This window comes from Streptomyces sp. NBC_01012, from assembly GCF_045162755.1.
GTDB lineage: Bacteria > Actinomycetota > Actinomycetes > Streptomycetales > Streptomycetaceae > Streptomyces.
Genome location: NZ_CP108688.1, coordinates 5,047,485 through 5,060,503, shown reverse-complemented (window position 1 = coordinate 5,060,503; position 13,019 = coordinate 5,047,485). Strand labels below are relative to the sequence as shown.

Annotated in this window: 9 protein-coding genes; all 9 read right to left on the bottom strand. The window is 70.1% G+C overall.

The genetic code is table 11. The annotated features are described in order from the left end of the window. Nucleotides 1–79: 79 nt before the first annotated feature. The 9 genes from OG623_RS22760 to OG623_RS22720 all read right to left on the bottom strand — a co-directional run bounded on the left by OG623_RS22760 (nt 80) and on the right by OG623_RS22720 (nt 13,018). A complete protein-coding gene (locus OG623_RS22760; protein ID WP_406148828.1) occupies nt 80–2,125 on the bottom strand; it encodes a TerD family protein in 2,046 nt (681 codons plus the stop codon). Between the two features lie 121 nt (nt 2,126–2,246). Further along, a complete protein-coding gene (locus OG623_RS22755) occupies nt 2,247–3,293 on the bottom strand; it encodes a LacI family DNA-binding transcriptional regulator (protein ID WP_362885735.1) in 1,047 nt (348 codons plus the stop codon). Nucleotides 3,294–3,546: 253 nt separating this feature from the next. Then, the gene (locus OG623_RS22750) at nt 3,547–5,004 is read right to left on the bottom strand and encodes a GH1 family beta-glucosidase (protein ID WP_406148827.1); all 1,458 of its coding nucleotides are present in this window, start codon (nt 5,002–5,004) and stop codon (nt 3,547–3,549) included. A gap of 148 nt (nt 5,005–5,152) precedes the next feature. Continuing rightward, a complete protein-coding gene (locus OG623_RS22745) occupies nt 5,153–6,073 on the bottom strand; it encodes a carbohydrate ABC transporter permease (RefSeq protein WP_406148826.1) in 921 nt (306 codons plus the stop codon). Between the two features lie 15 nt (nt 6,074–6,088). After that, a complete protein-coding gene (locus OG623_RS22740) occupies nt 6,089–7,087 on the bottom strand; it encodes a carbohydrate ABC transporter permease (RefSeq protein WP_406148824.1) in 999 nt (332 codons plus the stop codon). A 168-nt stretch (nt 7,088–7,255) separates the two neighbouring features. Then, nucleotides 7,256–8,578: an ABC transporter substrate-binding protein gene (locus tag OG623_RS22735; protein WP_406148822.1), complete on the bottom strand. Its 1,323-nt coding sequence runs from the start codon at nt 8,576–8,578 to the stop codon at nt 7,256–7,258. Between the two features lie 670 nt (nt 8,579–9,248). Next, entirely contained in the window at nt 9,249–10,739 is a 1,491-nt protein-coding gene (locus OG623_RS22730) for a cellulose binding domain-containing protein (RefSeq protein ID WP_406148821.1), read from the bottom strand. Nucleotides 10,740–10,880: 141 nt separating this feature from the next. Further along, on the bottom strand, nt 10,881–12,302 hold the full coding sequence (locus OG623_RS22725) for an ATP-binding protein (RefSeq protein ID WP_406148820.1): 1,422 nt from the start codon (nt 12,300–12,302) through the stop codon (nt 10,881–10,883). Beyond that, on the bottom strand, nt 12,299–13,018 hold the full coding sequence (locus tag OG623_RS22720) for a response regulator transcription factor (RefSeq protein WP_406148818.1): 720 nt from the start codon (nt 13,016–13,018) through the stop codon (nt 12,299–12,301). Before OG623_RS22720 ends, OG623_RS22725 begins: the two co-directional genes overlap by 4 nt. Between the last annotated feature and the right edge of the window lies 1 nt (nt 13,019).

Sequence of the window (13,019 nt, the reverse complement as noted above, 5' to 3'; positions counted from 1 at the left end):
GCTCAGCCGGTACTCGGAGACCCTCGTCAACTGGGCCGCCATCGCCGATGGCGGTAGAGATCAACAGCCATCCGGCCGCTCACGGGTCGGAGGGCGGCCTCTCGCCGCCTCCGGAGCGACGCGCTCCACGCGTTTCCAGTTGCGCGATCACGAGGGCGTGGAAGCGGTCCACCGCGTCGTCGACGCTGCGGATGAACCCGGACTCCGCGCTGCCACGGCCGTTCCTCATCCCCTTGAACAGGGAGAGCCTGAAGCCGGCGATCTCGCCGCCGTCCCTCGGCAGCAGGTCAGCGGGCTCGGGGCGCAGCCGTTCCAGGGTTCCGCGTGGGCCCACGCCGTCTCCCGGGACGAGGGTCTCGATGTGCAGGTCCGCCGGTGCGGAGGCGAGCTGCCGGATCAGGCGCTTGGCGCGGCTGAGCGGGTAGCCCTGCTCGGAGGCGGGCACCTCGATCGACGTACGCAGCTTGCCCGTGCGCAGGTCCGCGGCGATGGCCAGGATCCCCGGGGTCCCCTCGATGCGGAGCTCGGCGTCCAGCCGCCCGTGGGTGCACAGTCTGTCGGCGAGGTCGGCACGGCGGGCGCGGGGGTCGGCGCCGCGCTTGGCGCGCTGGACGGGCAGCACCTTCTGCCCGAGCTCACCGCCGAGGCGCAGACAGACCTGCCGGATCAGCTTCTCCCAGCTCTCGATGACCTCCGTGGCCCGCGGATCGCCCTGGCAGAGCGTCTCGTCGTCGATCCCCTTGCGGACGGGCACCCACGCGGCGCCCATGTTCTGGAAGCCGTGGCAGCCCGAATGCTCGTGCTGGAGGTAGTGCAGCAGCTCCTGGAGCAGCCACGCGTGCGGGGCGGTGCCCACGCCCTCGTGGCGGATCAGCATCTGGGCCTGGTGGGCCACCTCGGCCCAGGAGAGGTGCCAGAGCGCGACCTTGTGCTTGCGCCGGCCGTCGACCCTGACGTCGACGAGGGAGCTGCCTTCGAGCGCCACGTCGTTGGACAGGGTGATGACGGACTCGTAGCCGCGCCGGGCGGCGATGTCCATGTACGCCTGCACCTGGTCCGCCTTGAGGGCGTTGCCGTTCGTCTTCGTCTCCACCAGCGCGGTCCACAGTTTGCCCGCCCGCTCGACCCGGATGACTCCGTCCGGCCTGCGCGGGGTGTCGCCGTGCGGCAGCGAGACCTCGGTGAAGGTCTCCATCCGCCCGGCGGGCGCGCCGAACCCCGCCGTGAGGCGGCGGCCGAACTCGGGCACCTGGGTCATCACCGACAGCAGGACGGAGGTGGCACGCGTCTCACGCTCACGGTCGTTCTTGAGCGCGGAGAGGGGGAACAGCCGGGCCGTACGCCAGGAGTCGTTCTCGGCGAGCGACTTCTTCGCGGTCCTCGGCAGCGTGACCTTCTTCTTGGCCGTACGCGGTCTGGCGGGCCGGCTCGGCCCTGGCGCCGCCGCCTCCCCGCCGCCGTCCGCCACCACGGTCGGTTCCGGGGCCCGCGGGGCGGGTACGGAGGCTCGCGGAGCACCCTTCGGCTCCTCGCGCCGCTCCTGCTGCCCCGGCTGCTCCCCGGCGGTCTCCTCCTCGGCGTCGTCGTCGACGTCGACACCGAAGTCCGTCGCGAGACCGCCGAGCCCTGACGCGTACCCCTGCCCGACCGCACGGAACTTCCACTCGCCCGTGCGCCGGTAGAGCTCTCCGAAGATGAAGGCGCTCACGGCGCCCGCGTCCTCGACGGAGAACTGGACCAGGCTGTCCCCCGCGCTGTCCGCGAGCGTCAGGTGGAGATCGTTGAGATCCCCGAAACGGGACCCTCCGTAACGGCTCGCCGCCACCACGATCCGCTCGACCTCCGCCGGTACCGCGTCGAGGTCGAAACTGATGCGGTCCTCGTTGCCGTCGGCCGTGGGCGTCTTCCCGAGCAGCTGGACACTGCCGTTGCCGGCGACGGGGTTGTTGTAGAAGCAGAAGTCGGCGTCGCTGCGCACCTTGCCGTTGCCGTCGAGCAGCAGCACCGAGACATCCGCGTCGCCCTCCCCGGTCGGACTGCTCCACCCGAGGCTCATCATCACGGAGCCGACGTCGTCACTGAGCGCGGCCAGCCCGACGTTCGCGCCCTTGACCATCTTCTGCATGCAGCCCCCCCGGATTCGCCGAACTCCGGGAACCTTATCCGGCAGGTGGACACCTCATGGAGGACTTGTGAAAAATTTGCCCGTCCCGTGGAGAGCGAGGTAAGGGGCGGCGTACGGAGCCTCAGGAGGACTCGCGTACCACCAGCTCCGTGGGCAGCACGATCCTCGTGCGTTCCTGTGTGGTGTCGCCCGACGAACGCTTCGCGATCTCCTGGAGCAGGACACGGGTCATCGTGCGCCCCATCTCCTCGATCGGCTGGCGCACGCTCGTCAGCGGCGGGTCCATGTGGCGGGCCACCGCGGAGTCGTCGAAGCCGATCAGGGCCACGTCGTCCGGGATACGGCGGCCCGACTCGCGCAGGACCTGACGGGCGCCCGCGGCCATCACGTCGGACGCGGCGAAGACGGCGTCCACGTCGGGGCGGCGCTTCAGCAGCTCGCGCATCGCGCGGGCGCCGCTCTCCTCGCTGAAGTCGGCGGGTGCGATGAGCCGTTCGTCGGGGTCGAGCCCGGCCGCGGCGACGGCCTTGCGGTAGCCGTCGAGGCGCCGCTGGGCGCCGTAGACGTCCAGGCGGCCGGTGATCGTCGCGATGGAGCGGCGGCCCCGCGCTATGAAGTGGTCGACGGCCGCCCTGGCCCCCTCGAAGTTGTCGGAGTCGACGGAGGGCAGCGTCTCAGCGGCGTGCCGGCGGCCGCTGATCACGGCGGCCATGCCGAGCTGTTCGAGGAGATCGGGCAGCGGGTCATCGGCGTGGACGGAGACCAGGAGCACCCCGTCGACACGGTGCGCGGTCAGGTACTGGGCCAGCCGGCGGCGCTCGCGGTCGTTGCCCGCGAGGGTCAGCAGCAGCTGCATCTCGGTGTCGGCGAGTGCCGCCCCGACACCGCGCACGATGTCGGAGAAGTACGGCTCGGCGAAGAACCGGCTCTCGGACTCGGGGACGACGAGCGCGATGGCGTCCGTGCGGTTGCCCGCGAGCGCGCGCGCCGCACGGTTGGGCACATAGCCCAGTTCGGCGACCGCGGCCTCGACGGCCTCCCTGGTCTGTGCGCTGACCCGCGGGGAGCCGTTGATGACGCGCGAGGCCGTGCCCCGCCCCACGCCGGCCCTGGCCGCCACCTCTTCGAGCGTGGGCCGCCCGCCACTCCGTACTCGCGCTGCCGCCATGGCTGCCTCCCGTTCGCGGTCAACTTCTCACAGCGGGTTGGCCAAAACCAAGTCCCACCATCCGATCCCTTGACACTCGGCAGAGCCCTTCGGCCCGCCCGGCGCCACACTCCTTGGGAGCGCTCCCAAGCGTACGGGGTGCGTGTGACGGGCATGTAAGGCGGGCCCGTCCCGGGGCCGGAAAAACAGGAGGCAGACACAGAACAGCGGGACCCGGCGGTGTGCCGGGTCCCGCTGTTCTCCCTGGTCAGGGTCAGACGGTGCCGAGAGGGGGCAGCGCGTGGCGGCGGATCACATCGGAGTACCAGTGGGCACTCGTCTTGGGGATACGGCGCTGGGTGGCGTAGTCGACGTAGACCGCGCCGAAGCGCTTCGAATAGCCGTACGCCCACTCGAAGTTGTCCATCAGCGACCAGAGGAAGTAGCCGCGGACATCCGCACCGTCGGCGACGGCCCGCTGCACGGCGTCGAGGTGGCTGTGCAGATACGCGACGCGCTCCGGGTCCTCGACCTTCCCCTCGGGCGAGGCGTAGTCGTCGAAGGCCGCGCCGTTCTCCGTGACCATGAGCGGGATCCCGGGGTGGTCCCGGTGGCTGTCCATGAGGAGGTTGTAGAGCCCGTCGGGGTCGATCGACCAGTCCATCGCGGTCCGGTCCTTCCCCTCGGCGAGGTGGAAGGCGACATGCTCGGAACCGGGCCAGGGAGAGTGCTCGCTGGAGCCGTGCGCCTCGCTGCGCGCGTACGCGACCCCCTCCACCGGGCTGGAGACCAGCGTCGGCGTGTAGTAGTTGATGCCGAGGGCGTCGACCGGGCGGGAGATGGTGGCGAGGTCGCCGTCCTTGACCAGCTTCGACCAGTCCACCAGGTGCGAGGTGTCGGCGATCAGGTCCGCGGGGTACTCCCCGTGCAGCATCGGGCCGGTGAAGACCCGGTTGCCGACGGCGTCGATGCGGCGGGCGGCGTCCGCGTCGCCCTCGCTGTCGGTGAGCGGGCGGACCTGGTGGAGATTGAGGGTGACCGAGGTCTGCGCGGAAGCGGGGAGTTGGGTGCGCAGAACCTCGATCGCCCGGCCATGGGCGAGATTGAGGTGATGGGCCGCCTGCAGCGCCGCTGCGGGCTCGGTACGGCCCGGGGCGTGCACACCGGAGCCGTAACCGAGATAGGCCGAGCACCACGGCTCGTTGAGGGTGGTCCACATGCCGACGCGGTCGCCGAGCGCGCCGGAGACGATGGCGGCGTAGTCGGCGAAACGGTCGGCGGTCACGCGCTCGGGCCAGCCGCCGGCGTCCTCCAGCTCCTGGGGCAGGTCCCAGTGGTAGAGGGTGGCGACGGGCATGATGCCGGCGTCCAGCAGCTCGTCGACGAGCTTGCGGTAGAAGTCGAGACCGCGCTCGACGGCGGGGCCCCGGCCGGTGGGCTGGACCCGGGACCAGGAGACGGAGAAGCGGTAGGCCTTCAGCCCGAGCTGCTTCATGAGCGCGACGTCGTCGCGGTAGCGGTGGTAGTGGTCGGCGGCGATGTCACCGGTGTCGCCGTTGCGGACCTTGCCGGGGGTGCGGCTGAAGGTGTCCCAGATGGACGGCGTGCGGCCGTCCTCGGCTGCGGCGCCCTCGACCTGGTAGGAGGCGGTCGCCGCGCCCCAGATGAAGCCCGTGGGGAACAGCGTCCCGGGCGCCTGCTTCGGGGTGGTGTCGGGTCGTACGGCTGTCATGCGGGAGCGCTCCCATGGGGGTGGAGGGGACGAGGACGGGTAGGTGCGGGATTCCAATACCGTACCCGTACGGCCTGTGGGTCAGGTACAGGCCGTACGGGATCCGGCAGGGCGGCACCCGGGGGCGGGCAGACGGGTGCGGAGGAGGTCAGCCCTTGACCGCACCGGCCATGATGCCGCCGACGATCTGCCTGCCGAAGATCACGAAGACGACGAGCAGCGGCAGGGTGCTGATCAGCGCGCCGGCCATGACGATGCTCTGGTCGGGCACGTAGGAGGCGCTCAGCAGGCCGAGGGCCACCTGGAGCGTGGGGTTCTCCTGGCTCAGTGCGAGATACGGCCAGAAGAAGTCGTTCCAGGCCTGCACGAAGGTGAGCATGCCGAGCACCATCATGGCCGGCCGGGCGACCGGGAGCACGATGCTCCACACGATGCGGATGTTGTTCGCCCCGTCGACGCGGCCCGCCTCGATGAGCTCGTACGGCAGTGCCTCGATGAGGTACTGGCGCATGAAGAACACACCGAACGCGCTCACGAGGGTCGGGAAGATCACCGACTCCAGCTCACCGCCCCAGCCGATGTCCGACATCAGCATGAACAGCGGTACGACGCTGAGCTGCGGCGGGATCGTCAGCGTGGCGATCACGGCCGTCATCAGGGCGCCACGGCCCCTGAAGCGCATCTTGGCGAAGGCGTAACCCGCCAGGGTGCAGAAGAACAGGGTCGCCGCCGTGATGCTGGCGGACACGATCAGGGTGTTGACGATGGCCTTGCCGAGGTGCGCCTGTTCCCAGGCGGCCTGGAGGTTGTGGAACAGGTTGCCGCCCGGGATGAGCGGCGGAGTGCTGTCCAGGATCTCGTCCTGCGTACGGGACGCCGCCACGAGCGTCCAGTACAGCGGGAACAGCGAGCCGAGGCCGACGACGGCAAGGGCGAAGTAGGCGAAGGGGCCCGCGTGGTGCTGGCGGCCTGCGCCGGGCTTGAAGCGGCGGCGCCGGGGCTCGCCGTCGACGGGGGCCTCGGAGAGGCGGCGGTGGTCCGACGCGGTCATGGGGCTGGTGGTGGTCATGTGTATCGCTCCCCGTCAGGCCGCGGTCTTGCGCATGAGGCGCCCGACGAGCCAGTTGATCGCGGCAATGAGCAGCAGCAGGACGAGCATGGCCCAGGCGACCGCGGCGGCCCAGCCGAGGTGTCCGAGGTTCCAGCCGTAGTTGTAGAGATAGATGCTGAGCGTCTCGTACTGGTGCTCGGTACCGCCCGACGCACCGTTGATGCCTCCCTCCAGCAGGAGAGGTTCACCGAAGAGCTGCATCGAGCCGATGGTCGAGATGACGATCGTGAAGAGGATCGTCGGCCGCAGCGCCGGAATCGTCACGTTGCGGAACTGCTGCCAGCGCGAGGCACCGTCGATGGAGGCGGCCTCGTAGAGGTCGGACGGGACGGCCTGCATGGCGGCGAGGTAGATCAGTGTGTTGTAGCCCGTCCAGCGCCAGATCACGATGACCGCGATGGCGATGTTGGACGTCCAGTGGCCGTTGACCCAGTTCGTCTCACCGACGCCGAAGAGGCCGAGGAACCAGTTCAGCAGACCGCCGTCGGCCCGGAACACCAGGGCGAACACCAGGGCGGCGGAGGCCACCGATGTGGCGTACGGGGTGAGGATCACGGTGCGCCAGAAGGTGCTGGCACGGAGCTTGTAGTTCAGCAGGTGTGCGAGGCCGAGCGCGACCATCAGCTGGGGGACGGTCGAGATGACGCCGATGACGAAGGTGTTGGTGACCGCGGTCCAGAATTCGGAGTCCTGGAGGATGGTGCTGAAGTTCTCCCAGCCCACCCACTCCATCTGGTCGAGACCGGTCATCTCCACCTTGTGGAGGGCTATCCAGCCGGTGTAGACGAGCGGATAGAGCCCGAAGGCGCCGAAGACGAGGAAGAACGGGGCGATGTAGGCGTACGGCGATGCCTTGTCGTCGAGTCGCCAGAGCCGGCTGCGCCACGCCTGGCGCCCGGGAGTCATGGGTTTCGGAGCGCGTCGGCCGCGCTGTGGGCCGTGCGCGCTCCGGGTGGGGGTCGTGGTTGCCACGGGTGGGAGTCCTTCCCTGGGTGTGCCCGACACCGCGGGGCAGGCCGCCGGACCCTGGGCGAGGTCGGGTGCGAGTGTCGGAAGGTGCTCGTGCCGGCGGATGGACCGGCACCGGTGCGGGCGGCGGGGACGCGTGGAAGACGTCCCGCCGCCCGCACCGGCGGAGGATCAGCCGACGATCTTGTCGATGGCTTCGACGGCAGCGTCCCAGGCCGCGTCCGGCTTGGTGTGGCGCTGCTCCATGTTGTTGATCTGCTTGCCGAACTCGTCCTTGATGTTGCCGTCCTTGGCACCGAGCACGGCGGCGGGGATGGCGTTGGCCTCGTCGGCGTAGATCTCACCGATCGGGGCGTCGTTGAAGTACTCCAGCTTGGCGGCCTTCACGTCGGCGAGCTGGAAGGCTCCCTTGTTCGACGGGAAGAGGCCGGCGGCCTTGAAGACGGCCGACTGCTGCTCGGGCGCGGTCAGCCACTTGACGAGCTCACCGGCCTCCTTGACGTGCTTGCCGTTGGCGGGCACGGCGAGGAAGGAACCGCCCCAGTTCGCCGCCGTGTCACCCGGGGCACGGGTGATGTCCCACTTGCCCTTGAACCCGTCACCGGAGTACTCGGCGATCTGCGCCGCCATCCATGCGGGACAGGCGATGGTGGCCATGCTGCCCTTGCGCAGAGCGGCCTTCCACGGGTCCTGGAACTGGGCCAGCCCCTGGGTCAGCTTCTTGTCGACCGCCTCGCCCGCCAGCTTCCAGCCCTCCTTGACGCCGGCGCTGTCCTTGTAGATCGCCTTGCCGTCCTTCGAGTAGTACTGCTCCGAGTTGGAGCTGACCACGCCGTTGTACATGGCACTGGCGGAGTCCATGAAGAACGTGCCGTCGGGAGCGTTCTTCTGGTACTGCTCACCGAGCTCGAGGTAGTCCTCCCAGCCGCCGGCGAGCTTCGCGGCGACCTCGTCGCGGTCGGTCGGCAGTCCCGCCTTCTCGAACAGGTCGCGGCGGTAGCAGATGGACATCGGGCCGATGTCGGTGCCCGCGCCGATGACCTTGCCGTCTTCGGTCGTCGCCTGGAGCGCCTTCCAGTTCACCCACTGGCTGCTGTCGACGACGTCGGACAGGTCGGCGAAGGCGTCCGACTTGGTCGCGACGATCTCCTTGACACGGCCGACCTCGATGCCCTGGATGTCGGCCAGGCCGCTGCCCGTGTTGAGCTGCTGGAGCAACTTGGTGTAGTAGACCGGCTCTTCGGAGGCGGTGTTCGCCTTGACCGTGATGTTCGGGTGAAGCTCGTGGTACTTCTCGAAGAGCTTCGCCTCCTTGTACCCGAACTGTCCGTAGTCGGCGAGGGTCAGGGTGATGTTCCCGTCCGCGTCCGCCTCGTCGGAATCCGAACCGGAATCGCTGCAGCCGGTCAGCAGCAGGGCGGCGGCGGTGAGGCCCGTGGTGGCCAACATGGCGGTTCTGCGGCTTCGACCTGCGACAGTGCGGGTGATGCGCATTCCACTACTCCTTGTTCCAGGTGAGACTGGCGTTCGATCTGCTCGGCATACGCGCTGGTGGGTGCGGGTGCCAGTGGTACGGAGATGACATGGGCCGTGCCGTCCCCGTACGAGCGAAAAACGTCGTTCGATATGGGAGCGCTCCCATGCGCTGTTGCCGGAACATTGCTGCCTAGAGGGGGTGGGTGTCAAGAGTTGAAGACGCTTCCGTTGCCCGAGTGTGTCCTGCAAGTCACGTGACCGTGTCCGGCAGAGGGCTTGCGCCCACGGGCACATGCTGCATGCATCCTCCGGTACGGGTCGAATCAGCGCAGGTCAGGGGGTGTTGAGTGGCTGAGAGCCTCACCGAGGCCCTCGGACGACCGGGTCATCGTGTCGATTCATCAGACGGTGCCGGACCCCTCGGCAGACCGCAAGGGGCCCGCCGGAAAATGAACGGGGTGAGGCCCTGTGAGGGTGCACAGGGGGGTCACGGACCGTTTCCGCGTTCTTTCCCCGAACTCCACCGGCACGCGAGGCCTTTCGGCTCATCCGGGCACAGGCCGCCACGGACGAAAGGGCGCGCGCCCCGGCCGGAGTGTGGGGGGAGTGGGGCCGGCCGGGACGCGCGCGTCGGGGTGTGGTCGGGAGGGCGCGGGCTTCCCGAAGGGAGGGCGCCGCGCCCGCGGGACTAACTGAAGGCGCCGAAGGCCTTGGTGAAGGCCAGCGGCTCCTGGAGGATCGAGCTGCAGGTCGCGTCCGCGGTCGGCTTCTCGCCGTCCGCGCACTGCACGTCACGCGTGCCCGACCACATCGACAGCCGGCCGATGCCGTTCTCCGATGCGAACTCAACGAGCTGGGTGGCGTCGTCGACGGTGAAGATCTCGGTGGCGACGTCGTTCACGCCGATCATCGGGGTGACCGCGACGGCCTTCCACGCCTCCGCGTCCGAGAGCCCGAGCACACCCTTGACCTGGGCCTGCGTGGCGGTGGCCGCCTGGGTGGCGTAGTCACCCATGTCCCCGTCGTACGAGGCCCCGTAGTCCATCGCCATGATGTTGACGGCGTCGATCGCGACGCCGTTCTCCTTCGCATCCGCGATCAGGTTCACACCGTCCTGGGTCAGCCCCTCGGGCATCACGGGCAGGGTGAAGGACACGTCGAGGTCGGGGTGCGACTTCTGGAGCTCGGCGATGGCCTGCGAGCGGCGGGAGTTGGCGGCGGTGTCGGGGAGCGCGCCGCCTTCGATGTCGAAGTCGACCTTGGTCAGCTCGTACGTGTCGACGACCTCGCCGTACGCCTCGGCCAGCTCCTCGGCCGATGAGCAGTTCAGCGCCAGCTCGGCGCCGGCCGCCCCGCCGAAGGAGACACGCACGTCGCCGCCCTCGGCCCGCAGCGCGCCGATCTGGGAGGCCACCTGGTCGTCGCCGAGTCCGGTGACCCCGCCCCACAGCGGCGCGCAGCCACCGCCCGACGTGATGAACGCCAGGTTGAACTCCTTGACGCCCGTGGCGGCCGCGGTGTCCACCAGGTCGTAGGCGGGGTAGAGCGAGGTGTCGACGTACGGGGCGAAGCCCGCGCCATCGGCCGTGCCGGAGGAATCGGCCGGCTCGGACGGCTCGGACGTGGGGGTGTCCGTCGCCTCGTCCTCCGGGGTCTCCGTCGGCGTGGGGGCCGACGTCGGGGTGTCGGTCGGGCGTCCGCTCGGTTCCGGCGCCGCGCCACCGTCCGCGGAGCAGGCGGCGTCGTTGATGAGGCAGCCTTCCGGGTCGGCGGCTGCCGCCGCGGTGGCGGACGCCGCGCCTTCGGACGCGGCGACGAAGCCGACCGTCACGGACTCACCCGGAGCGATGTCCTTGTTCCAGCTCTCGGGCTTCACGGTGACGTGGTTGCCACTGACGGTGTGCTCACCGTTCCACAGGGAGTCGATCTTCGTGCCGGCGGGCAGGTCGAATTCGAGCGTCCAGCCCGACTGGGCCGTCCCCGTGTCGTTGGAGACGACGTACTGCCCGGTGTATCCACCGGTCCAGTCGCTGGCCCTCGTGTAGGCGGCGCCGACGGCCGCCGCCTGGGCCGTGCCGGTGAGTGCGAAGACCGTGCCGCCCACGACAGCCGCGGCGACGAGGGCGCCGACCGCCTTCGTGCGGGTGCTCGTCGTGCGGCGGTGCGTACTGATGCCCATCGCGTTCCTCTGTCCTGCCGGGGGGGTGATTGCGTCTGCACGCTAGCCCCCGGGAAACGGACAAAGGGCGCCCATGGGACCCGAGTTGATGTTCTTAGGGTTTGCTTAAGGAGGGCATCGGTACGGGTTAAGAGGGGCCGGTCATGACCGGCCGGCCCAGGGCCTCGTCCGCCTTCCGTTACGACGTCCCTCCCGGTGTCCCCTGCGAGCGCGCTCGGCCGGGCCGCCGTCGAGCCCGATCCAGATGCGTACCTCGGTGCCGCCGAGCACCGACCGCCCGATCCGCAGGTCACCGCCGGTGGACTCGGCGACCCTGCGGACGATGTCGAGGCCGAGTCCGGTCGACCCCACCTCGCCCCGCACCCCGGTCCGCCCGCTGGCGCCCCGGGCCAGGGCGGATTCCGGATCGGGTATGCCGGGTCCGGCGTCCGAGACCAGCACGAGGACCGCGTCACCGCTGTGGTGGACATCGACGGCGAAGGCGGTGCCCTCCGGGGTGTGCCGGAAGACGTTGCCGAGCAACGCGTCCAGGGCGGCGACCAGTTCGGGCCTGGCCACCGGGATCCTCACGGTGCGGTCCACGCCCGCGAGACGCACCGTGCGCCCCTCGTCCTCGGCCAGCGCGGACCAGAACCCCATGCGGTCCCGGATGACCTCGGAGGCGTCGCACCCGGCGCCCGCGCCCTGCTGCCCGCCCTGGGTCTGCGGGCGCTGTTCCCGGGCCGTACGGATGATCGTGTCGACCTCGTGCTCCAGCTGCTCGACCGCGGCCCTGGTCTGTTCGACGGCGGGACCCTCGCCCAGCGAGGCGGCGTTGAGGCGGAGCACGGTCAGCGGGGTGCGGAGCCGGTGCGAGAGGTCCGCGGCCAGTTCGCGTTCGTTGGCCAGGAGCTGCACCACCTGGTCGGCCATGGAGTTGAACGCGACCGCGGCCGAGCGGAGCTCGGTGGGGCCCTCCTCGGGCACCCTGGTGCCCAGCCGCCCCTCCCCCAGGTCCTGGGCGGCGCCCGCGAGCCGCTGCGCGGGCTCCACCATCCGTACGCCGAGCCGGTCGGCCACGGCCACCGAGCCGACGATCAGCGCGATGCCCACACCCGCGAGGACCAGCCAGGCCGTGCCGACGCCGTTGGTGACCTCGTCGGCCGGCACGAACACCTCGACGACCGCGATGCCCCCCGAGCCGAGCGCGGTGGGCTGGAGCAGCGCGGAGCCGCCCGGTACATCGGTGATGGAGGCGCGGCCCGACTTCCGTACGGTCTCCAGGTCCGCGCGGGTCGCGCGCCGGGTGCCGATCTCCTGGCGGGAGCCGCCCTGTTCGGTGGCGGGTACGTGCACCGCGAGGCGGCCCCGGCCGCCCGGCTCTGTGGACAGGACGGCCCGGGTCAGCTCCTCGCGGTCGGTGGTGATGGTGAGGGTGGGCCCGATGGTGGCGGCCTGCCGCTCGGCGTCGGAGAAGGCGCGGTCACGGGCCATCTCCTTGATGACGAGCCCCAGCGGTACGGCGAAGGCGATCACGACCATCGCGGTGACGGCCAGACAGACCTTGACCAGGGCCCATCTCATGCGGTCGGCCCCGGACCGGGGGTTCCCGTGGCCGGAGGTTCGAGTTTGACACCGACTCCGCGCAGGGTGTGCAGATAGCGCGGCCTCGCGGCGGTCTCTCCCAGCTTGCGGCGCAGCCAGGAGAGATGGACGTCGATGGTCTGGTCGTCCCCGTAGGACTGCTTCCAGACCTCGGCCAGCAGCTCACGGCGCGGGACGACGACGCCTGGGCGGCCGGCGAGGAAGGCCAGCAGATCGAATTCACGGCGGGTCAGGTCGAGTGCCGTGCCGTCGAGTTCGGCCTGGCGGCGCAGCGGGTCGATGGAGAGCCCGCCGACCTGGAGGACCCGCGGGGGCGGGGCCTGGGAGCCGGTGGCGCGGGTGCGGCGCAGGACGGCCGCCATACGGGCGGAGAGGTGCTCCACCGAGAACGGTTTGGTGAGGTAGTCGTCGGCACCGTCGTTGAGCAGCCTGACTATCTCGGCCTCGTTGTCCCGCGCGGTCGCGATGATGACGGGTACGTCGGTGATGGACCGCAGCATCTTCAGCGCCTCGGCGCCGTCGAGGTCGGGCAGTCCGAGGTCGAGGACGACCACGTCGAAGCGGAAGTGCGCGACCTCGCGCAGCGCTTCGAGGGCGGTGCCGACACTCCGTACCGTGTGCGAGGCCTCGGTCAGGTGCCGGATGAGGGCGGAACGTACGAACTGGTCGTCCTCGACCACGAGCACACTAGGCATG